The following is a 25379-nucleotide window of genomic DNA, read 5'->3' on the forward strand; positions in this document are numbered from 1 at the left end:
TTTTGGCCGCGCTTACGCCAGCCAAGCAGAATTACATGGATGTCGTTTTCTTGAACCTCTAGAACAATACGGCAACCCCACCCCTATATCTAGTACCCCATAGAGGCGTGTTGAACTATTTATAGTGGTTTTCGGCTATTTTCCGCCGAAACCACAAGTGTGTGATTAAAGTAACGATTTCTTACGCGCGTGTCATCCACAGACTTATCCACCGCCTCCATTCTTCTGATCGAAAGATTCGTCATCACCGTCCATTCAGTGTCCCACGACTTTTCGAGCAGGGTAAATTTTTCCCCTCTTCGAATTACGCATTTATAGTGGAAAGCATGACTACTGCAATGGGTTACTCTCACACGGGCACGGCACCTACCGCCGCATCATTGGCTGCTGCCGGTTTTGGACCGGGACAGGCTGCCAATACAGATCAAACAGGCGATACCATAAGTCTGCCCGAGGGGCCGCGTCCGATGGATCAGCTGCCGGCACGAGCCGCTGAAACCACCGCCCAGAATCCGTGGCCGGTGAGTGTTCTCAGCCAGAAGTTCTACGGTGCTGTGGATCGATGGCCTTCAGCTTGGGTCACTGGGCAGATTACGCAGATCAATACACGTCGAGCCGGTTCCGCATACCTTACCTTGCGCGACGATTTTGAAGATATCGCAATGGAAGTCAATGGCTTCGGTCGTTTTGCCCAGGCAGCAAGCCAGTTTGTACAAGGTGACCGCGTGGTCATTCACGGCAAGCCAAATCTGTGGATGAAGCGCACTTCCTTGTCTTTGCGCGGCGACACCATCCTGCGAGTCGGCGCAGGAGGTAGTCTCAAAGCCATGATTGACGAGTTGCGCAAGCGACTCAAAGGAGAAGGTCTGTTCGACGCGGACCATAAGCTTCCGCTGCCGGAATTCCCGAAAACCATTGGCCTCATCTGCGCGCCTCAGGCACGCGCCGAAGGCGATGTGGTTACCAATGTGAACCTCCGATGGCCAGCCGTCTCATTCAAAATAGTGCATGTGCATGTACAGGGCGAACAATGCCCGGCAGATGTAGTGCAAGCCATCCAACAGCTCGACGCCGACCCTCAAGTGGACGTTATCATCGTGGCACGAGGCGGCGGCTCGTTCGAAGACCTGATGGGCTTCTCGGATGAACGCGTAGTGCGTGCCGCTTATGCTTGCAACACTCCCCTCGTCTCCTCCATCGGCCATGAAGATGATTGGACGTTGCTCGATTTGGTGGCAGATCTTCGTGCATCCACTCCTACCGATGCCGCCAAACGTGTAGTTCCGGATGTGTTTGAGCAGTCACAACTCATTGAAAACTCTATTGACCGTATGCGCCTTCGTGTGCGTTCCCGCGTGGAAAACGAGATTCGTTTGGTGGAGGGTTATGCCAACCGTCCAAGCCTCACTCAGCCGCATACCATGCTGGAACCGCATCAGCGGCTGATTGATGACTCATTGCAACGTCTTGATATTGGGCTTCGCCGTATCGTAGATGACGCTCAGCTCACTATTGAGAAGGCTCACGCCTCCCTGACCGCGTTAAGCCCACAATCCACGCTGAACCGCGGCTATGCCGTAGTGCAGTCCGCGGACGGCCATGTGGTAGACGATGCCAACAAGGTCAACGTTGGAGACAACATCACCGTGACGTTGAAGAAGGGCATCATCACCGCAACCGCTACATCAGCAACTGAATAATCGCCAGAACATTATTGAATACTTATATATAAAGGAGAACATCATGACCGATAAGAACACCGCCCCGGCTTCATCCTTGACCGATGAAGAGCGCAAACTCATTGCGCAAATGCCCTACGAGGAGGCTCGCGACAAGCTCATTCAGGCCGTTCAAGCACTGGAAACTGGCGGATTGAACCTCGACCAGTCGATGCGTCAATGGGAAATCGGCGAAGCGCTGGCCCAGCGTGCACAAGGCCTGCTCAACGATGTACGCGCCAAACTCGATCAGGCGCAAGCCAACCAAGCCGCCAACGAAGCCACTGCGGGCACACAATCCAACCTCGACTAATCAACACAACAAATAGGGTTCCTTCGCGTATCACGAAGGAACCCTAAGGAAAGCGTCAAGCACGCCGCTACTTCTTCAACGGCACGTAAATCACGTTGTCGATAAGCTCACGGTAGTGCTTCACAATCTGAGCGCGTCGGGTCTTCAAGCTCGGCGTCAGCATGCCGTTGGCCTCAGTGAACTCGTCCGGCAAGATCTCGAACTTGCGAATCGATTCCGCACGAGACACACCCTCGTTGGCGGCGTTCACCGCGCGCTCCACTTCGGCATGCACAATGGCGTTCTTAGCCAGCGATGCCAAATCCGGCTCAGGCTTGGCACCTTGAGCTTCAAGCCATGCATTGGCATCCGCAAAGTCCAACGTAACCAAAGCAGCCACGAACGGCTTCTTATCGCCAATCACCAGACACTGATTCACCACCGGCGAGGTCATCACCGAAGCCTCCAACAAGCCCGGAGACACGTTCTTGCCACCAGCGGTAATAATCAGATCCTTCTTACGGCCAGTGATGGAAATGAAACCGTCTTCATTGATATCGCCCAGATCACCAGTGTGCAGCCAACCATCAGTGATCTGCTGGGATGTGACCTCAGGATTGTTGTGATATCCCTTGCATACCAGCGGCCCCTTGACCACCAGTTCGCCATCCTCGGCAATGCCTGCAGTAATACCGCACATCGGCATACCAATAGTGCCGATACGGTTATCTTCCGGCAAGCTCACGCACACCGGGCCGCAGGTTTCGGTCATGCCATAGCCTTCCAACACCGGCATACCGATACCGTTGAAGAAGTGGGAGAGCTCGGAATCCATTGGAGCGCCACCAGTGATGGCGAAGTCAGCATTCGGACCAAAGATAGTGCGAATCTTCTTATACACCACCTGCTCATAGAAGGCGTGGGCAATACGGCCGAACAACGGCAACTTCTCGCCTTGCTGCTCGGCACGTGACCATGCGCGCGCATTCTCAGCGGCACGAGCAAACATCTTGCCGGCAAAACCGGTGCCAGCGCGCTGGGAAGCGGCGTTGTACACCTTCTCATACACGCGCGGCACAGCAAGCAGCAGCGTCGGCCCAAAGGTTTCAAAATCCTTGACCATAGTCTTCATATTGGAGCTCAACGCCAGCGTAATAGTGCCACCGAAGCTGAAGAACTCCATGAAACGGGCGAACACATGGCTCAACGGCAGGAACAACAGCAGTCGACGATCCGGCCAAGCACCGGCACGTGGCATATACTGCAAGGCGGAAAGCACCAGGAAAGCGAAGTTACGGTGCGTAAGCTCCACACCCTTCGGAGTGCCAGTGGAACCGGAGGTGTACACGATAGTAGCCAAATCATCACCGTGGGCAGCGTTCTTGTACTCCCAGAACTCGGTATCGGTCACCGATTCGCCGTATGCCTTGATGGCATCCAAGCCACCGGCCTCAATCACGAACACATTGCGCAACGTGGGTACTTCGTCACGCACGGATTCGATCTTGTCACGCTGGCCATCATCCTCGGCGATGGCGATGGTCACTTGAGAATCATTGAAAATCCAGCTGACCTGGCTGGCGGAATTCGTCTCATACACGGGCACGGTGAGCGCACCGATAGACATGATTGCCAAATCCAGAGCAGTCCACTCCCAGCGAGTGTGGGAGACGATAGACACTGAATCTCCCTTATGAACGCCGAGGCCAATCAGGCCTTTGGCCAAATCAATGACCATACGGCGGAACACTTCGGCACTATACGGATGCCAAGCGCCATCCTCGCCCTTGTATTCAATCATCGACCCTTCAGGGTCACGTTCAGCACGACGATCGAGCAGATCGAACAGATTGATGTCGCTGTCAATCGGCTCTTTGACCGGGTTGGTGAACTGCTTGACGATCGTGGTGTCATTGTGCGCCACATCAGCGATATTTTCAGTCATACCTACTATGTAACTCCACGGCTGTTACAAATGGCCACACCCCTCGACATTTTCAGTCACCGACAGCGTGTGGCCATTGCAGCAGTATTGCAGAAAAGCACGAATCACTTATCGGATGCGGCCGTTTCAATGCAACGAATCGCATTCAACGTGCGCGGGTAGCCGATGAACGGCATCACAGCCGAAGCGACTTTCAGCAGGAATGCCTTGCTGTTGCCGATACGCATGTTGGCCTTCGCATGAGCGATGAGCTGCGGCTCAACACCACCCTGTGCCGCCAGATAGCAGTAGGTAATCATTTCGCGTTCACGTAAATCGAGCCCACCACGCGTGTAGTAATCACCGAAACAATTGGCGGCCAGCCAACGGTTGGTTTGCGGATATTCCGGATTACCGGAAACAGCAAAACCCTTCATGCCTTCACCGAAGATATCAACCTGAGCCTGCTCACCGGCAGCAACACGGTTCGCAAAGTCCGGCTCAGTGGTCGCCTGGGGTTTGAGCGGCAATGCAACACCGCGCTGCACCAACACCTCATTGGCCACGCTGAAGAACGGGAATACGCGGCCGATACCAAGATAAGCAACCGACTGATACACGATTTCCTTAGCCTCGGTAGGTGTCACGCCCATATCCAGAGCAGCGCCCAGCATCACACGAAATTGATCAACACCTTGGCATCCCAACAAAGTGGCGAGAATTGCAATGAACCGTGTGCGATCGTCTAGCGGCTCCTCACCTTCAGGTGCACCGCCGTTAATCACCTCATCGAACGCGAAGTTATCAAATCGTTCGGTGAATTCAGGATCGGTTTGCGGCAGAGAGGGGGCATCATTATTAGGGAACATGCGAGTCAAATATTCGCGAGCGGCATCGCTCAATCGTGGCTCATAAGCGTTGTCTGTTTCGGTTGTTTGCACAGTCATCGGAAGTCCTTTCCATGAAATCCCTTCCATAGAACCGCGCAATAGCACAGCAATCAAATACCTTTTACCTGTAACGCTCCATGCGCAACGTGCATGACTACAACGCAAACTGCCTCGATTCGGAGCTCAAGCCGAATCGAGGCAGTATACGCAGCTACACCGCCGCCCAAAGCACGGCAGCATATCAATCAGAATTGAATGTAGTCGACTTCCGTATGCTCACCAGTTTCCAAATACTTGGCCACATCTTCCGGACCGGCAAAGACCATGTTCACCGCCTGCGCCACCATCAGATTCACTCGATCCATCGGGGTCAGCCCTTCGAAATAGCCATACACCGGAATACCCAATGCATGCGCGTAACCGATTTCGAACATGGTCCCCGCATCCTCGTCCATGAGGTTGGCGACAACCGCTTTGGCGGAGTTGATGCCATGAATATCGTCGTTGAAGCAACCTTCTGGGCCAACTTCTTCAATCTGACTGACGAATCGTGGCTTGAACAGCTTCTTGCCGTGGTCCTCCAGCACCTTTTCCAGACGCTCCATGCTTGCGGTCTGCTCAGGGTCAAAGAACGGGCCCGCCACGTAAAAGTCATATTCCTTTTCGCTCATGGTTCACAGTCATAGCGCAGGCGCACAGACTTCCATATCGATAGCTCAATGTATGGACATAATTTCATTATGCGAACGCACATGGGCGTTTCGTCCAACGCACTCGCATAATGCACTCCTATTCAACCACGGTTCACGATCTGCATGGCGCGACCGTCTTCCATCAGATGGAACCCATGCTTCTGGTAGAACGGCGCGTTTTTGCTTTCCTCAGGCATCACCTCAAGGAACAGATAATCGTGATATTTTGCCTTGACCAGCTCAACCAGATGACCGCCAATACCGTGACCGTGATAAGCAGGATCAACCAGCACCCAATGCATGTATGCCACCATCTCGGTATCATCCAGCACACGAACCAAGCCCGCCAGATGATCGCCATCCCATGCGCTAATCACCGTATCGGAATGCTGCAATGCCTTGAACAGGCGCTCAGGATAATTCGCCGACTCCCAACCAACCGAGCGGAACAGCGCCTGCACCTGATCTTGAGTAAAACGCTTCTCTTCCGTGTATTCGATAGTCATGGCCGCTTATGTTAGCCTTCACATTCCAGCCATCCAGCCATGATTTCGCATATTGGCAAACGAAGTGCCCGAGATCGGATTCGAACCGACGACACCCGCTTTAGGAGAGCGGTGCTCTATCCACTGAGCTACTCGGGCAACGACGTTTCATTGTACACGGACTCAAGCCCAGTCGGCAATTCGTACAAATCGTGCCGGTTTGGTGCGAACCAGAGCCAGTATTCTCCAAATTCACCAAACAGCACAGCATCACCCGCTACAGTGGCAACTCGCAAACATGACTTTGAGGAGGGCACAATGGCACGAGGTGCGTCCACCGGCAAACGCAGCACTGCACGCAAACGTACAGCGGCTAACGCCCTATCGCGTTCATCGGCAAAACCTTATACGAAAGAACAGCTCAAACCGCATAAGAAGCATCGCTTCCTTGGATTTCTTTCCGGCGTATTCGCCATATTGACGCTGCTCGCCACAGCGACCCGAGCTTTGCCAGCCGATTTGCAGGAACTTCCGTACATACCCATTGTCATTTCAGCCACACCTTGGTTCATGCTGTTGGGATTGCTTGCACTGCTGCTTGCCATCATGTCGCGCAAAATATTGGCCGCGCTGATTGCCGTTGCCGCAGTAGCGCTCAATATTTACTGGCAATATCCATTCTTTTATTCAACGAATCCTCTCCCCCAAGCCGCGCATAATGCGGTGGCATACAGCGAAGCAAATACTTCGGATGCTTTCGCCCGCGTGATGACGTTCAACGTCTACAAGGGCCAGGCCGACGCACAATCCATTGTGGATACGGTGCGTGATCAACGCGTCGAAGTGCTGGCCTTGCAGGAAACCACCGACGAATTCGTCAAAAAGCTCAAGGACGCCGGAATCGAACACTATCTGCCGTATTCGAATATTTCATCTTCCGATGGCATTTACGGCAATGGCCTATGGTCTGCAACGCCACTTGCTCAACCGGTTGATGATGAAGTGAACTCCAGCGCCTCGTTCATGCCGGCCGGCACGGTAGATATGGGCGGCAATTCGATTCGATTCGTTTCCGTGCACACCACTGCCCCAGTGCCCGGTTATTGGCGGCAATGGAAACGTTCACTGGATGAGCTCGGCCTTATGCGATCGCATACGGATAATCGCTACATTTTCATGGGTGACTTCAATGCCACCTATGATCACACATCATTCCGTGAATTTCTCGGCAACCGATTCAGCGATGCCGCACGAATCTCCGGGCATGGCTTCACGTTCTCCTGGCCGACGAACCGACCGGGACTACCGATGTTCGCCGGCATCGACCATGTAGTGCTCGATCAGGGTATGACGGCAGGCCAGTGCAAGGTGGTAAAAATTGCAGGCTCAGATCATGCGGCGCTGCTGGTCACCGTGGATGTGATGCGTTAGAAGCCCAAGCGGGTGCGGCCGAACTGGTCGAGCCAGCGCAGAATGGCACCTTCGCGCAATGCCCAGGGGCAAATCTCAACTTCTTGAATGTTGAGTGCCTTCATAATCTCATCGGCCACCACGGCACCGCCCACGATCTGCATCGTGCGCTCCGGCGTAATACCCGGCAAGGCCACACGTTGCTCCGGGGCGATCGCAGCCAAACGAGGAATCCAATCCTCCAACTGCTCGCGCGTCATAATCGACGTATCCTCGCGGCCGGGCTGGCGAACCACAGCACCACACAAGCGAGCCAACGAACGGAAGGTCTTCGAGGTGCCCACTGCATGATTCGGATGCTTGGACTGCGGGAACACCTTGACCATCGGCTCCAGAATCTTACGCACGTTCTTGCGCACGTCCTCCAACTCTTCAGGAGTGGCCATGCCGGAGGGGAGAAATTCCGTGGTCACGCGGCCTGCACCTGCAGGAACGGACAGTGCCACAGTCGGCTCCTCGTCGGAGCCCATAGCCACTTCCAATGAGCCGCCGCCGATATCCAGCACCAGCAGTCGTCCTGCATCCCAGCCATACCAACGGCGTGCGGCGAGGAAGGTAAGTCGAGCTTCGTCCGTGCCAGACAGCACGGTGACGCCCTGGCCGATCATTTCCTCAATCTTGTGAATCACCTTGTTGCCATTGGGTGCTTCACGCAGCGCGGACGTGGCCATAACCAGCAGCTGCGTAATGTCATACTCTTCGGCAAGTTTCATGCACTCGGAAACAGCCTCGAGAATCGCCTCAATACCGGACTTCTTAATCGAACCATCTTCCTTGAGGTATTTCATCAGGCGCACGGTGGACTTGGTGCTGGCCTCAGGCTCAGGGCGAGCGCCAGGCGCCGCATCCACAATCAGCATGTGGATGGTGTTCGAACCGATATCAAGCACACCAAGTCGGGTGGTATGTGCACGAAGATTAACCATGATTCCTGCTCTCACTCACACTGTGACATGCCGGCATCATGAGCCGGCCATCGCAGCAAACCTCTCCGCTGCCGCGCGTATTCGGTTCCTTCACCGCATACCGAATACGCCGGCAGCGCAAACGTGATTACTGTACACCAATTCGGCGTATCACAGTGATTCCACGAACTTGCCCAAACGCTCAAGACCCTCGCTCAGCGCTTCGCGCGAAGCGGCATAACTCAGCCTCACATGCGTATCAGCGGTGGCTGCACCGAAATCACGCCCCGGCGTCAATGCCACATGAGCCTCATCCAATGCACGCTCGCAGAACGTCCACGCGTCCAAACCGGTACGGGAAATATTGAAGTAGGCATAGAATGCACCATTCGGCTCCACTTCCACCGGCAAGCCGATGCGTTGCAGGCCATCGATCACAATGCGGCGACGGGCCAACAATTCTTGGCGGCGGGCCTCGCATTCGGCAAGGCTTTCCGGCGTGAAGCACGCGAGCGCCGCATGCTGGGTGGGAGTGTGCGCACACAGGTAATAGTTGGTGGCCAAATCATCCACGGCTTCCAACACAGTGGGGTCGTCCGGCAGAATGGCCCAGCCCAAACGCCATCCGGTCATGCCGAAGAACTTGGAGAAACTGTTGCACACGATAGCACCAGGATCGCAAGCCAGCACGGACTTTACTTCAGTGTCATCCGGCTCGCGGTCGGCCAAGTCAAGGTAAGTTTCATCCACAATGCGCCACGCGCCACGCGCAGCCGCCAGCTGGCATACATCGTTCAACACGTTGAAGTCAATGGTGGTGCCTGTGGGGTTGGACGGCGAGGTAATCATTACTGCCTTGGTGCGCTCAGTCCAGTATTGAGCGCACAGTTCGGCGTTCAAATGGAACCGGGTTGCGGCCGAAGTCGGCACGTCAATCACATTGCCTTCGAACGAGCGCACGAGCTCGCGGTTGCACGGGTATGAAGGGTCAGCGACCATCACATCGTCACCGGGGTCCACGGTGAGCGCCGTGGCCAGCAACAATGCCGCCGAGCCTCCAGCCGTCACGCAAATACGCTTGGGGTCGATTTCAAGATTATGGCGTTCGCGATAGAAATCGGCAATGGCTTGACGCAGTTCCGGCAAGCCCATTGCAGCGGTGTACGGGAGTGCGCGACCATCGTATTGTTCGCGCATGGCATCACGCACGGCAGGCGGTGCACCAAAATCCGGCTCTCCAAGGCTGAGCTTGATGACGCTGATACCGGAGGCGATCATCTTGTCGGCTTTTTCACCGAACACCATAGCTCGGAATGGATTCGCTTCACGCGCGCGACGAGACATAACCGGCGTGATGGACTGCTGCACTGCTTCATTAACCATATTTAGGTTCTATCCGCCTGTTGGGACAAGCCACCCTCTTCTATAATGTGCTTGAGCTAACCCCATATTCAAGGAGGAATAATGAGCCAATGGAATGGCAAGCGCGCCGAGTTTGAGGCGAGCGGAGCGAAAATCAATGTGGCTATTCTCGGTGCCGGCAATATTGCGCATACTATGGCCGATACGCTGACGCAAATGGCTGAAACCCCGATGTATTCCTCATGGATTCACCCGTATGCTGTGGCCGCCCGCAGCTTGGACCGTGCCCAGGCATTTGCAGATCAATGGCATCTGGATAAGGCGTACGGCTCCTACGAGGAGCTTGCCGAGGATCCGAATGTGGACTTGGTGTATATCGCCACCCCGCACAGTCTGCACGCCGAGCATGCGATTCTGTGTATGAAGGCCGGCAAGAATGTGCTGGTGGAAAAGTCGTTCACCGCGAACACCGAGCAGGCTCGTCAGACTCTTGATGTGGCCAAGGAAACCGGCATGCTGTGCACGGAGGCTATTTGGACGCGCTATATGCCCAGCCGCGCGTTGATCAACGAGGTCATTGAGTCCGGTGAGATCGGTGAGGTGAAGTCCGCGAGCGCGAACCTCTGCTACCCCGTGTGGAAGGTGCCGCGTATGACCGATCCCGCATGTGCTGGCGGCGCTCTGCTGGATGTTGGCGTATACCCGTTGAACTTCCTTGATATGGCTATCGGCGCTGATCATGGCCGTACGGTTGAGCGTATAGCCACGTCGATGGTGCCGTATGAGACCGGTGTGGATGCTCAGAATTCCGCCACGTTGTATTACAACGATGGTGCTATGGGCGTGGCAAGCAGCTCGATGCTGGTTTCCTCGGACCGCGGCGGCTATGTGTGGGGCACTGAAGGCTATCTGGAAGTTACCAATATCAATAATCCTGAAGCCATTGATATCTATGACAACGACCATAAGCCCGTGCGCAGCATTGCGGTACCGCCGCAGTTGACCGGCTACGAATATGAGGTGGCTGATGCGGCGAACGCACTACTGGACGGCAAGATCGAGTGTGAGGCAATGCCTCATGCGGATACGATTCGCATCATGGAATTGATGGATCAGATTCGCGGCGAATGGGGTCTGAAGTTCCCGTTTGAGTAAGTTTGAGTAGACTGACCAATTATGGGAAATCTTACGATTCGCAGGGCCACGGCGGCCGATATGCCACGCATCAACGACCTGTTGTTCCAGGTGGCTGAGGTGCATCATCGAGGCCGCCCTGACCTGTTCAAAGGCAACGCTAAGAAGTACACGGACGAGGAACTTGCCGCCATCCTTGCCGACGACACTACTCCGGTGTTCGTGGCCGCCAACGCCGAAGGCACGGTGCTGGGCTATGCGTTCTGCGTATTCCAGCAGCATCCAAACAATCATGTGCTAACGGATGTGAAAACCTTATATATCGATGACCTGTGCGTGGATGAGCAGGCACGCGGCGAGCATGTGGGTTCCACGCTCTACCGTTATGTGCTGGATTTCGCCCGCGAATCAGGCTGCTATAACGTGACGCTCAACGTGTGGTCATGCAACCCCAGTGCCAAGCGATTCTATGAGCACATGGGATTAACGCCTTACAAAATCGGCATGGAGCAGATTTTGTAGGGCCCTGCAGAGCGGTTTCAGCCCAGCAGATCGAGCAAGTCGTCACGGGTCAGCGAGGCAATCGACGGTGAACCGGAGGCGCCGGCGCCAAATGCTCCGGTTTCGTCGGCATTGAGCGACGCATCAGTGAACTGCCGTGCCAATTCGCTCTTGGTGTGCTGCAATTCCAAGATGCGCTCCTCAATAGTGTCTTTGGCCACCACCTGATATACGTTCACATCTTCGGTCTGCCCGATGCGATGCGCACGATCGGTGGCCTGATCCTGAGCCGCGGCATTCCACCACGGGTCGGCATGAATCACCACGCTGGCCCCGGTCAGGTTCAAACCGGTATTGCCCGCCTTCAATGAAATCAGGAATGCCGGCGTATCGTCCGCGTTGAAACGGTCCACCAATGCCAATCGCTGTTTCTTCGGCGTGGAGCCAGTGATCGTGTAATAGCGCAGCCCTTGCTGGTCGAATCGTGCGGCAATCAGTTCGAGGAAACTGGTGAACTGTGAGAAAATCAGCGCCTTCTTGCCTTCGTTCACGCAGGTTTCCACCAGCTCGGCAATAGCCGCCAACTTGGCTGACTGATCTTTGGCGTCGGCGTATACGAGCCTTGGATCGCAGCAAATCTGGCGCAAACGAGTCAGCTCGGCGAGAATACGAATCTTCGACGTATTGAAATCCGCTTCCTCACTGTGTTCCAGCTGCATGCGCAATCGCTGTTCATGCGCCGCATACAGTTTGCGCTGCTCGCCCTCCAGCTGCACGGTCAACGTATTTTCCAGCTTGTCCGGCAGATCGGTGAGTACCTGTTTCTTCAGTCTGCGTTTGATGAACACGCCTACCAACGCCTGCAATTTATGCGCCACGCGCGCGGCCTCAGGGTTGACTTCGGCGGCCGCACGACCTTCAACGGTCGTACTGTCCGCAGCTCGCGCATTGGCGATAGGCAGCTCATAGCGTTCGCGGAACCGCTTATAAGAGCCCAATAATCCCGGCATCAGAAAATCGAAAATGCTCCATAGTTCGGAAAGCCGGTTTTCGATAGGAGTGCCGGTTAGCGCGAATCGATGGTCAGCAGCCACTGATTTGACTGCCTTGGCAATTTTCGTCGTGTGATTCTTGATGTATTGGGCTTCATCCAGCGCCATGATGGCACAGCACCGGGTACCGTCAGCGCTACTGCCTTGATCGATGCTGCCGGCATCGTCCGCAGTGTATTCTTCCACGTCACGGCGCAGCAAGTCATAGGAGGTAATCAACACAGTGGGCTCGTCCGCATGGAATGCGCGGGCAATGGCGTTGCGGCGCTCGGTTTTGCTACCTGCCACCACTACCGCATTAAAGCTCGGCGCGAATTTCGCAAACTCGGCAGCCCAGTTATACACCAAAGAAGCAGGGCAGACAATCAGTGATGGCTTCAGCTGTTCAGTGATTCCTGACTGCGCAGTCCGCTGATATCTGGAGAGAATCAAGGCGATGAGCTGCACCGATTTACCAAGACCCATTTCATCAGCCAGAATGCCACCAAAGCCCTTATCGCACAACGTGCTCAACCAGCGGAAACCATCAGCCTGATACGGGCGCAATATGGATTGAAGACTGTCCGGCACCTTATAAGAGGCTGGATCAATCACCGTCAAATCATCGATGTACTGGGTAAAGGAAGCGTCCTTGACTACATCCGAACCATCATCGGGCAGTTCACCATCGAGTAGGAACGCCTGGCTACCGGGCAGTTCAATGGTTCCTGAATCAAGCTGCTTCTCGCTTAAATCAAGGTCCGATGCCAGTTTGTCCAACGTGCTTAAATCAGCACCATCAAGACGAACCAGCGTGCCATCCTTCAACTGGTGGAAGCATTGCCTGCGTCGGTAGGATGCCAGCAGCGCGCCCACCTCATCCGGAGGAACCTCGTCCGCCATCGGCGAGATCTCCACCAGATTGCCCTTGATGGACAGTCCCACTTTGACACTCGGCGCTTTGGGCGCCACCAGTCGGTCGAATGCCGGCGTGGTGAATACGCTGCCGACCTCATGCAACGCCTGCAGACCTTCATCAAACAGACGCACAATCTGTGTGGTGTTATCCCGGTCGATGGTGGCGGCGCCGGATTGCTTCGCCCGTGTTCGTGCGGCAGAACGAGCAGCGGAAGCTCGAGCAGCCTTGGTTTTAAATCCTCGCGCCGAACCTGCTAGCGCAGTAGATACTTCGCTGACTTTACCCGCCCCGGGCATGTCAAAGAATTCGCGCACCACATCCATTGCAAGACGCTCGGCATCAAAATCACGGCCGACAACGGCTTTCGCTTGGACAGTTTGAGCGTTACCACTTGCGCTCACCGTTGGACCAGCCGGCACCAGTGGCACTACGGCATCACCGTAGCGAGCCTTGATCTCGCATTCCACGCCATATTCGGTACGGTCGAGATAGAACTCGCTATGACATTCGACGGGATTCATCTCGGCCAGTTCGCGCGGAATATCCTGAGCGTCGAGCAGCTTGGAAGATATCAATTCCGGTAGCAGTGTTCTGGCGAACAGCGCCATATCATCGCCGGCAATAACCTGCCCCTCACTTTGCGGCTCAAACAATTCACCGATAAGCCCACGAATGGCAGACAACGATCCTGGGCAGCGCACAAAACGGCATCCCGCCGCACTTTTGCGCTGTGACTGGCGCATCATCGGCGAAGCGAACGCCGATGGTTGCGCGGAAGCAAGCAGCAACCATGACTGACTGCCAGCACTGACAACGGTTTCAATACCCGGCTCGCCTTTGAGCAAATAGCCGGCATCCGAACCATACACGCGATAGTCCCGGCGCATGATTCGCATGGTCAATTCCGGATCGCCGCCATCCACCGGCACCGATGCCGGTTGGTTCGCAAACCAGGTGTCCAACACCAGCTGCACACCTTTGCCTTCACGCAGCGACAGCAACGAAGCCACTTCCTGCTCGGAAAGCGTCAAACGCCGATCGATGGCGATATGCCCGTAATACCGGTCCTGCTGTTCTGCCGCATGGCGTACGGAGAGCGCCGAACTCAGGAATTCATAGAGCGGCTCGGAATCGGCATCCAACATTTCCGGCGTATGCGTGAATGCCAGCTTTTTGCCATAATCCACGTATTCCCCATGTTGCATGGCCAGCACGAATTGAGGAATCGCTTTCATCACGTAGCTGGAACCGTTCGCCATCGAGCCGATTTTGAATTCCACGCTCCAAATGCCCTCAATAAAACTCAATATGGGTGTGAGATGCACTTCCCCCGGCTGTACGGTTTGCACAGGACCTTGATATCCACTGCGGCTTTGGGCCTTACGGCGCGAAGCCGAGCCGGCACGACTTGCGGATTTCGTATCGCCGAAACGCTGCAAAATGGCGGTGCGGCGGCGTTCCTTGGCTTGGGTTTGGCGCTTGTCAAGCCGCTGCATGTAGTCAAGCATGGCTCTTGATGGACGCACAGCTCCGGCATGGTAGCCGTCAAAACGTTGCGGATCATCACAAAAAGCAAGCACGATGGCCGCCATATGCTTGCAGATGCCATAACCTCGCCCATATGCCGGGCAGGTGCATGAGCCACCGGTGAGTTCACCATTATCGAGCGAAAACAGCACTTCGACGCGGTATCGGCTGGATGGACTGGTGGTGCCGCGCATTGTAGCGTTGAGCTGTGCGTATCCGATACGCTCATTGCTGCTGTATGTTGGCCCAATCATCATGCTGCCGGCATTATTCGCAATAGTGCGGGCACGCTGCATCACTGCGCGGGATGTGGAGGTTTCAACATCCCGATGCAATGCGTCAATGGGAACAGGGTGCTGCTGCACGCCAATAGCACCCGCTGAATGTGCGCTGCCAACATCGCCGGCATCGTCATCATCGAACCATACCGAGCGCGCAGCATTATGAGCTAGATTTGCATACTGCTCATATGGAACCGGAATATCATCCTCGGTCAGTTGATCGCCGGAACCAAACACTGCAGCTTCATCATCATCTGCAAGATTGTCTGCCTGAGGATTACGCCTGCGTTGAATCCACCGGCGTGCAGACTCATCGAACTCATCGCCAAGCGCATCATCATAAGTGTTCGAATCATCGAAGCCATCGGAGACATGCCCAAACACACCGTATCCGCTTACCATGAGCGCATCTCCTCCCCCATATGTACATTCACATTCCCGCGATGTAGCAGTTTCAACCGCCGCAAGGAACCCAACATTCCTATCCTAGACGAATCCGCGGTAGCCTTGGCAGTATGGATGCGGAACATGCAGATTCAGCTAAGCGCAAGACCTATGCTGGCAACAGTGCTTTGGAGATTTTCGAAGTGCTGTGGCGGCACAGCTATTTCGGGCATGGCCTATCCGTACGCGAAATTCTCGATGAATTGGCGAAATTGCATCATGTGAATGATCCCAGCGAGCTGCCGACTGCGAAAACCGTGCGCAATCAGCTGCGCAAACTGACTACCAGCGAATTCCTTGGCCGGCGTATCGGGTATCTAACCGAAGATGATGTTGCCGGCATCGAATGCAAGGATCCGCAACCCGGCTGGTATGTGGAGGCATTCCTGTCCCCAGCTGAAATGCGCTTGCTGGCAGACAGTCTGACCCTCTCCCGCATCAGCCTTGACACGTTGGACGAGCTCATCGGCAAGATTCGTGAGCTTGCCGGGGCTGCCGGTGATTCCATTGATTATCTAGACCATGTGACCACCTACACACATATCAACAGCGAATTCCTCTCCACCATCGACCAGCTGAATCAGGCCATTGAGGATAATCACGCGGTTACGTTCCAATATTGCGATTATGGACCGGACGGCACTATGGTGCCCCATACGAGCCACACCAGCGGGCGAGCCGGCACGTACACGGTGGACCCCTACCAAATGGTGTACAAGAACGGTCGATACTATCTCATCTGCCATCTGCACGGTGAGCGCAACCTGCGCATTTTCGTAGTCAATCGCATTGCCGACGTGAGCATGCAAGGGCCCAACGGGCCCATCCCTATCGAGCAGCCAGCTCCAGCTGATTTTGATGCCGTGGAATTCATGCGGCATCGTCCCTACCCCGTGGCCGACGAACCGGTACGCATTCGCATGGCCATTCGCGATAAGTCGATGCTCAACAACGTGTTCGAATGGTTCGATGACCCGCAGATCAAGCACTCGCGCGATGGCGAACAGTTCGAAGTCATCGTGAACGCGCCCGAGCGCGCCGTGTTCTGGTGGGCGTTGCAATATTCCTGGGACGGCCGCGTGGCCATCGTCGAACCAGAATCACTGCGCAACCGGCTCTATGACGCCGGAGTTCGCATGGCCACCATCTACAAGCCCGCGCCATAACCTGAAAACCATATGCACCCGCACCGCACCACCCATTAAGCTAGGCAATAGCGATAACTTCACGCTACGCGCATAACATAAGGAGCAATACATGAGCGAAGAGCGCACTGCATGGGGCTGGGGTCTGGCCAGCATTGATGCTGCCGGCAACACCCTGGATGTCTGGTATCCGGAACTGACACTCGGCGAAGCGCCGGCAGAAGCCGACCGTCCAAACCATAACTTCGGCACTCTGGTATACGACGAGCCCGATGCCCGCGGTATTCGCCGCATTCCGATTTTCGCCGTCAGCCAGCTTGACGAGCCCATCACCTCCGCCGCTGACGCTTACCTGAAGCTGCACCTGTTGAGCATGCGTATGGCTCAGCCAAACACGCTGAATTTGGATGGTATTTTCGCCCAGTTGAACAATGTGGTTTGGACCAACTACGGCCCGTTCCCCGTTGAAGACTTCACGCTGCGCAAGGCCGATGTGGAGCGCGCAGCCACCGATGCCGCTCTGGCCTTCGCAACGCAGGCGGGCCTTCCGGCAGCTGCCCCCGCCGCCACCGTCAACGTGTTCGGCGTCGACAAGTTCCCACGCATGATCGATTACGTGGTACCCACCGGCGTTCGTATCGGCGATGCCGACCGCGTGCGTCTGGGCGCTTACCTATCCGCCGGCACCACTGTGATGCACGCCGGTTTCGTGAACTTCAACGCCGGCACTCTTGGTGTTTCAATGGTCGAAGGCCGTGTCTCCCAAGGTGTTGTGGTCGGCAACGGTTCTGATATCGGCGGCGGCGCTTCCATCATGGGTACCCTCTCCGGAGGCGGCAAGCTGCGCAACTCCATCGGTGAGCACTCCCTGCTCGGCGCTAACGCCGGCATCGGTATTTCCCTAGGCGACAACTGCGTGGTCGAAGCCGGCCTGTACGTTACCGCAGGCACCAAGGTAACCATTTGGGACAAGGCCAAGGCTGCAGCCGGCGAGCCGCTCGAAGTGGTCAAGGGCGCTGATCTCTCCGGCAAGGACAATATTCTGTTCATCCGCAACTCAGTGAACGGCCGCATTGAAGCCCGATACCGGAAGGTGGGAATCGAACTCAACGCCAAGCTGCATAAGAACTGAGCGTGCAATAGTGGAGCGTTATCTTCGTTGCCCCTCGGTCGACGTACCTTCGTACGACTTCCCTCGGTGCGCCTCGATACCGCACGCACTATTGCACGCTCAGAACTGACTCTGTCAGTTCTTATGCAACCGTCTGAATAGTGAAAGGTCGAATCCTCTTTCGGGGATTCGACCTTCGTCGTTTGGTGGCTTTAGCGCTCATCGAGCGGTACGTAGTCGCGTTCGACAGGGCCTGTGTAGACCTGGCGCGGGCGGCCAATCTTGGTGTTCGGGTCGGCGAGCATCTCACGATACTGCGCAATCCAACCGGGAATACGACCCAAAGCGAACAGCGTGGTGAACATGGCCGGGTCGAAGCCGATGGCACGGTAAATCAATCCAGTGTAGAAGTCCACATTCGGATACAGGTTGCGGGAGACGAAGTATTCGTCGCTTAACGCGATACGTTCCAATTCGACAGCCACATCGAACAAAGCGCGCTCGTCAGCCGGCAGCTTGGACGTATCCTCACGTTCCATGATCTTTTCCAGATACTGCTTAGCGATGGCGGCACGCGGATCGTACGACTTGTAGACGCGGTGACCAAGACCGGAAATCTTCTGACCGTTCTTCTTAGCATCTTCCACGAACTCCGCAACCGTCTTGCCGGAGTCGCGAATCGCCTTCAATTGGCGCAGCACAGCCTCATTCGCACCGCCATGCAGCGGGCCGGAAAGCGCGTTCACGCCGGCAGCCACCGCAGAATACAAATTGGCGTGCGCAGAACCTGCGATGCGCACCACGGACGTGGAGCAGTTCTGCTCATGGTCAGCGTGGATAATGAGCAGTCGGCCCAGCGCATGCACATACAACGGGTCGGATTCGAATGGCTCATAAGGCACAGCGAAGCACATACGCAGGAAATCGTCCACATAGCCACGCGCGTAATCCGGGTAGAGCATCGGCTCATCACGGCGACGGCGGAAGATGTAGGAAACAATCGTACGCACTTTGGCCATGATGATGATTGCAGCCTCATCAAGCTGGTCAGGATCGGAAATATCCGTAGTATCCGGATAGAACGTGGCAAGCGCATTGATGGCGGAGGCAAGCACACTCATCGGGTGTGCGGTGCGCGGGAACGAGCCCATGAACGTGCGGAAATCCTCACCTACCATCGTGCGATGGTTGATGGCGGAAACGAACTTCTCGTATTGTTCCTTGCTGGGCAAATCACCGTGGCGCAGCAGCCATGCCACTTCCAAAAAATCAGATTGATCGCAGAGTTGCTCGATGGGGTATCCGCGGTAGCGCAGAATCGAATGCTTGCCATCAATGTAGGTGATTTTCGACTCGCACTGAGCAGTGGTCAGAAATCCCGGATCAAGCGTCACCCAGCCATCGTTGCGCAGCTTGGAGACGACGATACCGTCCGCGCCTGCCGTTGCCTTAACCACAGGCAGGGTGTATTTGCTGTCATCCACATTCAGCTGGGCTGTTGCCATACTTGTTGCTCCCTATTACATACGGGCTGATACCGATGGGCGTGCCATTCGGTTCAAAAGTATGGCTCACTATATGGCACTAGTGTTTCAATGCAAGTTGCCGTCTCAAAAACACGCGCGATACTATCGCGTCGCAATAAAAAATCCACGGTGTGGTAAACAACACTGTGGTCATTCCGCTAAAACCGCAGAAATAAGCCATTGTTGTTTACCACACCGTGGAGGAATCACCACACCGTGGAGGAATCACCACACCGTGGAGGAATCACCACACCGTGGGAGAGAATCACAGGTTGGTGCGGTCGGTGAAGATGATCGGGCCGTTTTCGGTGATGGCGATGGTGTGCTCGGAGTGAGCGCCACGGGAGCCGTCTTCGGAGCGCAGCGTCCAGCCGTCCTTTGGATCCTGATAAATCTCATCGGTGGTCTTCAGGAACCACGGTTCGATGGCGATGACCAGGCCTTCGCGCAGCTTGTAGCCGTGGTGTGCCTTTCCATCGTTCGGCACATGCGGGTCGCCGTGCATGATGTGGCCCACACCATGACCGCCAAATTCAAGGTTGATTGGGTAGCCGTAGGTACGGGCAACGTCGCCAATGGTGCTGGAGATATCACCGAGACGGTTGCCTGGCTTAGCCACGTCGATGGCGGCGGCGAGGGCTTCCTCAGTGCACTTGATGAGTCGCAGGTCTTCCGGATCGGGGTCTTTACCGACCACGAAGCTGACTGCGGAATCGGCAACCCATCCGTCCACGGAAATGGCGAGATCAAGGGAAACCAGATCGCCGTCCTTCAGGTTGTAGTCGTACGGAATGCCATGCAGCACAGCATCATTGACAGACGTGCAGATGTAGTGAGCGAACGGACCGGTGCCGAAATCCGGCGCATAATCCACGTAGCAGGATTCTGCACCCTTGCGGTCCACGATCTTCTTGTGAACGAATTCGTCGATTTCCAGCAGATTGGTGCCGACCTTGGTGGTTTCCTGCAGTTCCTTCAAAATGCCGCCGACGAAACGGCCGGCAGGCTTCATTTCCTCGATTTCACGAGGGGTTTTCAGTTCGATCATACGGTTCTTTCTACCTTGTTGAGACTTGTTCTCAACTCTAGACCAGCCCGGGGTCAACCGCCAGAGGACTATGCGCTATTTCTTGCGCACATGCCGCCCCCGTCTCCTCTCCACTCGGCCGATACGAACATCCACTTTTTATCGTGGGAAAACTACCCTTGGGTACTGAAGGTCAAGCGAGGCAAAGTGAGGCGAGATGAAGACGAACTTGACTCTGGCTCAATCAGGTAACGTGTACACACTAGGAGATTTTGCGCCATTGCCCACTTGTACGCGATTGGAGTGTCCCACAGCAAAATCGGGTTTATGAAAGATTTTTTCGATCAAGCACGATTGGATTTGCAACTACAAGTACTGAGGCATAATCGAGAGCACCCCTATCCCGATACCTGCCAGTTCTGCCACAGCACTATACAAATGAAACCACCGAGCGACGAGGATGTTACAGCAAGAGAGGCAGATTTTGATCGACAAACTTTCGATATCACAATAGACGGTTATTCAAAAGCAGCTGAACAAGGCAAAGACCAGCAAATCATCATCTTAGAGAACACAGATCATATCGATGAGCTGGATTTTGACAGTACCGTCAACCTCATTCGCTTTACCAAAAATCGCCACCAAGGTCGTTATGACTACTTGAATGACGTTTACGACATAACAGAAACCACTCCATTACGATAGGATAGAAATGCCAAAAAACATATGCAGAAATTTAAATTTTTTTGCAAAAAAATATCATCTTTTTATTCTCGTAAATACCATACTCCCTTCGTTTCTTTTATTCATACAACTTCGAATCATATTTGAAATAGTAAAATTTACCTGGTTTATTCCATTACTATATATCGGCATAATAACAATTCCACATATTTCATTTTCATTTGTTTATTTAATAAATAAAAAAGTATTCAAATCAATAAAATATAATTTTTCACTAGTATTAGTGTCACTAATTCTTTCTTACATATTTAACAATATAAGCATAATATGCTTATATTATTCACTTAACATTGTTATAATTAACAATTTTTTTGACTTCATACATTATATCTATATCGATGACGGATCATGGATTGGTCGCTTCTATGGCTCATATGGCATACCAGCATTAATTTATGCGACAGGATTGGCTCTCTCTATAGAAAAACCAACCCATGCGCAGAAATAATTAGAAGATATAATCAGCTAATGCTTTACACGATGCGTCAATTACATCAGCAGAAACCTCTCCAATTATTAACCACTTTAATATCCGATTCCCCCAATCCACTTTAGTTCGGAAAGCAGTGGCAGCATCATTCTGATTGGTAGCACCCGTACTCCACGCAATTTGCTTGAAACGATTTGCCAGCAAGCCAACATCGTTGTAGTAGTCACGCATGGTCTGATATAGGATCAGTACTGTTCGGGCGGGAATAATCACCCGCCTTCACTCGTACTGCCGCAGAAGATCAGATTGTTAACCAATCAGCATCGACGGCGCTCCATCCGTGTCATAAAAAGCGGTGCCCGAAATATCATTTATTATCTGTCTCAACGCTTAATCAACCGCTAAGTTCAACGCTCCACTGCAACAATGTACACAGTCGATAAAGCGCCCTTGCAGGAACAATTCCCGACAAGGACGCTTTGGACTCGGCAGCGCTTCAGCACACGCTACTTCCTGCGCTTGCCGAACGTGAACGCGCGGACGAGGGCAGTGATGCCCATGACCACCATCGCACAGCCGCCGAAAACGATCATGAAGATTGTGGAGCTCAACGGGCTCATCAGCACCACAAAGCCGGCAATGATGGAGATGATGGCGTAGGCGATGGCCCAACCGGAGCGTGGAATGCGCCAGGATTCCACCAATGCCATCACGCCTTCCATAATCCAGCCGAAGCCCACCATCAAGGTGACGAGCAAGGCCAGAGTCTCGCCGGTCAAACCATAATTGCGCACGACCACCACACCGCCGAAGGTGAGCAGAATGCCGATCAACACATCCAGCACACGCCAGCCGCCTGGCAGCAGAGGCGTTACCAAAGCGCTGACGATGCGCACCACGCCGGAAATCACGAAATAGACGCCCAGCAGCAACGCGGCCAGCGCCAAAGTCTTATTCGGTGAAATTAGCAGTGCCGCACCAAGGGCAATGGCGGCAACGCCAACTACACCGTAGATCACACGAATGGTGGTCTTGGCACGCTGTGGCAGCCATTCCTCAATCAAACGAAATGGGCTGAAATCACCTGCATACCAATTCGGCCGCTCCGGCTGCGGGGTGTACGGATTCCGGTTGTTGAAATTCGGGTCGCTCATCATAGCTCCTTCCAATTCATGTTCCAATCACCGATTTTAGACAAACTGCCTAATTCACACCATAAGCACAGATAGTCATAGTGTCTAATTTTTATTGGTCGCACTACGAAATCAGCCCACAGCCCAATACAGTGAGCTGAACCTGACGCATCATGGTCTAGGCTGGAGGGCATGACTAACGAAACCGCAACAACGAAGTCGGGCATCGACCCATCGTCCTTCTCCTCCACCATCAAGCCGGTCAATGATCTGTTCCGTTACGTGAACGGACCGTGGATCGACACCTATCGCCTGCCGGACGACCGCTCCCGCTACGGCTCCTTCGATAAGCTCGCGGAAGATGCCGAGAATCAGGTGCGTGAGATTTTGGAAGACAATGCTTCCCCCGCCGTTAAATCTCAGGCCCTGTACCGCTCATACCTCAACACCGAAGCGATTGAGGAAGCCGGTCTCGACCCGATTCGTGACGAACTGGACCTCATCGACTCCGCCATCGATAAAGCCACACTCACCCGTGTACTCGGCACCATCAACCCCACCGGCGGCCCGGACCTGTTCGGCTTGGCTGTATATGGCGACCCAGGCAATCCGGATCTGAACATTGCACACATCGAGCAGGGCGGCATCATGCTGCCCGACGAGGCCTACTACCGCGAAGATCACTATGCACCCGTGCGCGAAGCATACGTGGCGATGGTGGCTGCACAACTGGTGAACGCCGGTTATGCACCCGCCGCCGAATCCAATGGCGGTGACGAACTGCCACAATCCACCGAAGACGGCAGTGATGAGGCACCGGCAGTAGTGCCAAGCGAGGCCGCACTGGCTATGGCGCGCCACTTCCTCGAGGTGGAAACCAAAATTGCCGCCAATCATTGGGACAATGTAGCCACTCGCGACTCGGTGAAGACCTATAACCCCACCGATTACGCTGACCTTGCGGCAACACTGAAGAACTTCGATTTGAACTCTTGGATTGATGCATGGCAGTCCGCTTATGATGCAACCACTGCCGCGAAATCCCAGCCTATTGACTTTAAGTCCGTGTTCGCCCGCACGATTGTGCATGAGCCGAGCTTCCTTAAGGGTCTTGACCAGTTCTGGGCTGATGCCGATTTGGCCGATTTAAAGCTCTGGGCGCGCGTGCACGTCATCGTCGGCTCCGCCAGCATGCTTTCCCACGTGTTTGACACCACCAACTTCGGCTTCTTCGGCAAGGTGCTTTCCGGCGCCAAGAAGCAACGCGACCGTTGGAAGCGTGGCGTGAGCCTCGTCAATGGCATCTGCGGCGAAGACGTAGGCCAAGAGTATGTGCGCCGCCATTTCCCGGAGAGCTCCAAGAAGCGTATGGAGCAGCTCGTAGCGAACCTCATCGACGCCTACCGTGTGTCCATCACGAATTCCGACTGGCTGGGTGACGCCACCAAGGCCAAGGCTTTGGAGAAGCTTTCCAAGTTCACGCCGAAGATCGGCTACACCAACCATTGGCGCGACTACTCTGCATTGGATGTTTCCGCCGATGACGTACTCGCCAATAACGCCAAAGCTGCTAACCTCTATGAGACCAGCTACCAGCTGGCCAAGGTGAGCAAGCCTGCGGATAAGGACGAGTGGCTGATGAACCCGCAGACGGTGAACGCCTACTACGAGCCGAGCATGAACGTCATCGTGTTCCCGGCAGCCATTCTGCAGCCTCCGTTCTTCGATCCCGAAGCCGATGACGCAGCCAACTATGGCGGTATCGGTGCCGTGATCGGTCACGAGATCGGCCACGGTTTCGATGATCAGGGTTCCCAGTACGATGGCGACGGCAAGCTCAACAACTGGTGGACCGATGAGGACCGCAAGAACTTCGAGGAGCGCACCAAGGCGCTTATCGAGCAGTACAACGGTTTTGTGCCGCTGCAGTTGGCCGAAAAGTATGCCGACGAACCGGATAAGGCTCCTCACGTCAACGGCGCATTGACCATCGGCGAGAACATCGGCGACTTGGGCGGTGTGAATATCGCGCTCAAGGCCTATGCGTTCGCCCTCGGCAAGGCCGCAGGCACCATCACCAACGATGGCGACGAAGATGGTTCGCCAGCCGCCATCAAGGCGCTGCTGAGCACCGCTCCCGAAATCGACGGCTTTACCGGCCTGCAGCGTTTCTTCCTGAGCTACGCCTCCATTTGGCGCACCAAGAACCGCGATGAGCTGGCCGAGCAGTACCTGCAGATCGACCCGCACTCCCCCGCCGAATTCCGCACCAATGGCATCGCCAGCAATGTGGACCTGTTCTACGATGCGTTCGGCGTGCACGAAGGCGACGCCATGTGGCTCGCGCCTGAACACCGCGTGCACATCTGGTAGTACCACCTAATCTGCGGTAATCATCGCACTGAATCCAACATGATGGTGTGGTGTAAATCAATTGAGGATTTGCGCCACATCATCATGTTGTTTGGCCTTTCGCTGTTTGGTGTGGGTGGGTCTGTCAGGTGGTGACGGTGCTGAGGTCGAGTTTGCCGCAGGTCAGGTAGATCATGGTGCTGAAGTAGCCCATGTTCTTGAATCCGCGGGCTCGGGTCTTGACGTTCTGGATGACGCTGTTGAGTCCTTCGAGGATCGCGTTGGTGTAGGGGTGGTCGAAGTAGGCGAGGATGTCCCGCMGTGGCGGCGTATCTG

Annotated in this window: 20 protein-coding genes and 1 tRNA gene; 9 read left to right on the plus strand and 12 right to left on the minus strand. The window is 54.8% G+C overall.

Going from position 1 to position 25379, the window contains the following annotated elements:
• Positions 1–326 precede the first annotated feature (326 nt).
• Together xseA and BISA_RS08245 are read left to right on the plus strand one after the other, a co-directional pair.
• Positions 327–1700, plus strand: coding sequence for an exodeoxyribonuclease VII large subunit (gene xseA / locus BISA_RS08240; RefSeq protein WP_051917425.1), 1374 nt, complete (start codon positions 327–329; stop codon positions 1698–1700).
• A gap of 43 nt (positions 1701–1743) precedes the next feature.
• Positions 1744–2031 carry an exodeoxyribonuclease VII small subunit gene (locus BISA_RS08245; RefSeq protein ID WP_033891352.1) on the plus strand — a complete coding sequence of 96 codons (288 nt, stop codon included), beginning with the start codon at positions 1744–1746 and terminating at the stop codon, positions 2029–2031.
• Positions 2032–2098: 67 nt separating this feature from the next.
• On the opposite strand, the gene BISA_RS08250 is transcribed toward BISA_RS08245, so the two are convergent.
• The 5 genes from BISA_RS08250 to BISA_RS08270 all read right to left on the minus strand — a co-directional run bounded on the left by BISA_RS08250 (position 2099) and on the right by BISA_RS08270 (position 6160).
• A complete protein-coding gene (locus BISA_RS08250) occupies positions 2099–3955 on the minus strand; it encodes an AMP-dependent synthetase/ligase (RefSeq protein ID WP_033891353.1) in 1857 nt (618 codons plus the stop codon).
• Between the two features lie 104 nt (positions 3956–4059).
• Complete coding sequence (locus BISA_RS08255; protein ID WP_081890077.1) at positions 4060–4803, minus strand: carboxymuconolactone decarboxylase family protein; 744 nt, start codon at positions 4801–4803, stop codon at positions 4060–4062.
• Between the two features lie 266 nt (positions 4804–5069).
• The gene (locus tag BISA_RS08260; RefSeq protein ID WP_033891354.1) at positions 5070–5495 is read right to left on the minus strand and encodes a nucleoside 2-deoxyribosyltransferase; all 426 of its coding nucleotides are present in this window, start codon (positions 5493–5495) and stop codon (positions 5070–5072) included.
• A 122-nt stretch (positions 5496–5617) separates the two neighbouring features.
• Positions 5618–6022, minus strand: coding sequence for a GNAT family N-acetyltransferase (locus BISA_RS08265; RefSeq protein WP_033891355.1), 405 nt, complete (start codon positions 6020–6022; stop codon positions 5618–5620).
• Between the two features lie 65 nt (positions 6023–6087).
• A tRNA-Arg gene (locus BISA_RS08270) sits at positions 6088–6160 on the minus strand.
• A 159-nt stretch (positions 6161–6319) separates the two neighbouring features.
• Between BISA_RS08270 and BISA_RS08275 the strand changes: the two genes are divergently transcribed.
• On the plus strand, positions 6320–7432 hold the full coding sequence (locus tag BISA_RS08275) for an endonuclease/exonuclease/phosphatase family protein (protein ID WP_033891356.1): 1113 nt from the start codon (positions 6320–6322) through the stop codon (positions 7430–7432).
• Here the strand turns inward: BISA_RS08275 and BISA_RS08280 are convergent.
• Positions 7429–8397, minus strand: coding sequence for a Ppx/GppA phosphatase family protein (locus tag BISA_RS08280; protein WP_033891357.1), 969 nt, complete (start codon positions 8395–8397; stop codon positions 7429–7431). The two genes, BISA_RS08275 and BISA_RS08280, sit on opposite strands and share 4 nt — an antisense overlap.
• A gap of 150 nt (positions 8398–8547) precedes the next feature.
• A complete protein-coding gene (locus BISA_RS08285; protein WP_033891358.1) occupies positions 8548–9759 on the minus strand; it encodes an aminotransferase class I/II-fold pyridoxal phosphate-dependent enzyme in 1212 nt (403 codons plus the stop codon).
• A gap of 81 nt (positions 9760–9840) precedes the next feature.
• On the opposite strand from BISA_RS08285, the gene BISA_RS08290 reads away from it, so the two are divergent.
• Positions 9841–10893, plus strand: coding sequence for a Gfo/Idh/MocA family protein (locus tag BISA_RS08290; RefSeq protein ID WP_033891359.1), 1053 nt, complete (start codon positions 9841–9843; stop codon positions 10891–10893).
• 21 nt (positions 10894–10914) lie between these two features.
• On the plus strand, positions 10915–11394 hold the full coding sequence (locus BISA_RS08295) for a GNAT family N-acetyltransferase (RefSeq protein WP_033891361.1): 480 nt from the start codon (positions 10915–10917) through the stop codon (positions 11392–11394).
• Positions 11395–11411: 17 nt separating this feature from the next.
• Here BISA_RS08295 and BISA_RS08300 read toward each other — a convergent pair whose 3' ends face one another.
• Complete coding sequence (locus BISA_RS08300; protein ID WP_033891362.1) at positions 11412–15533, minus strand: DEAD/DEAH box helicase; 4122 nt, start codon at positions 15531–15533, stop codon at positions 11412–11414.
• Positions 15534–15646: 113 nt separating this feature from the next.
• Here BISA_RS08300 and BISA_RS08305 point away from each other — a divergent pair, with 113 nt between their 5' ends.
• Both BISA_RS08305 and dapD read left to right on the plus strand, forming a co-directional pair.
• A complete protein-coding gene (locus tag BISA_RS08305; RefSeq protein WP_033891364.1) occupies positions 15647–16741 on the plus strand; it encodes a WYL domain-containing protein in 1095 nt (364 codons plus the stop codon).
• A gap of 91 nt (positions 16742–16832) precedes the next feature.
• Complete coding sequence (gene dapD / locus BISA_RS08310; protein ID WP_033891366.1) at positions 16833–17852, plus strand: 2,3,4,5-tetrahydropyridine-2,6-dicarboxylate N-succinyltransferase; 1020 nt, start codon at positions 16833–16835, stop codon at positions 17850–17852.
• 191 nt (positions 17853–18043) lie between these two features.
• On the opposite strand, the gene BISA_RS08315 is transcribed toward dapD, so the two are convergent.
• Both BISA_RS08315 and map read right to left on the minus strand, forming a co-directional pair.
• Positions 18044–19336: a citrate synthase gene (locus BISA_RS08315; RefSeq protein ID WP_033891367.1), complete on the minus strand. Its 1293-nt coding sequence runs from the start codon at positions 19334–19336 to the stop codon at positions 18044–18046.
• A 286-nt stretch (positions 19337–19622) separates the two neighbouring features.
• Complete coding sequence (gene map, locus BISA_RS08320; RefSeq protein WP_033891369.1) at positions 19623–20405, minus strand: type I methionyl aminopeptidase; 783 nt, start codon at positions 20403–20405, stop codon at positions 19623–19625.
• Between the two features lie 306 nt (positions 20406–20711).
• Here map and BISA_RS08325 point away from each other — a divergent pair, with 306 nt between their 5' ends.
• On the plus strand, positions 20712–21089 hold the full coding sequence (locus BISA_RS08325; RefSeq protein ID WP_133124997.1) for a hypothetical protein: 378 nt from the start codon (positions 20712–20714) through the stop codon (positions 21087–21089).
• A gap of 975 nt (positions 21090–22064) precedes the next feature.
• Here BISA_RS08325 and BISA_RS08335 read toward each other — a convergent pair.
• Complete coding sequence (locus BISA_RS08335) at positions 22065–22715, minus strand: HdeD family acid-resistance protein (protein ID WP_081890076.1); 651 nt, start codon at positions 22713–22715, stop codon at positions 22065–22067.
• Positions 22716–22883: 168 nt separating this feature from the next.
• Between BISA_RS08335 and BISA_RS08340 the strand changes: the two genes are divergently transcribed.
• Positions 22884–25064, plus strand: coding sequence for a M13 family metallopeptidase (locus BISA_RS08340; protein WP_033891375.1), 2181 nt, complete (start codon positions 22884–22886; stop codon positions 25062–25064).
• Positions 25065–25188: 124 nt separating this feature from the next.
• On the opposite strand, the gene BISA_RS08345 is transcribed toward BISA_RS08340, so the two are convergent.
• The coding region (locus tag BISA_RS08345; RefSeq protein WP_033891378.1) for a transposase at positions 25189–25379 on the minus strand (191 nt) is incomplete at its 5' end.

It is taken from the genome of Bifidobacterium saguini DSM 23967 (assembly GCF_000741715.1).
Lineage (GTDB): Bacteria > Actinomycetota > Actinomycetes > Actinomycetales > Bifidobacteriaceae > Bifidobacterium > Bifidobacterium saguini.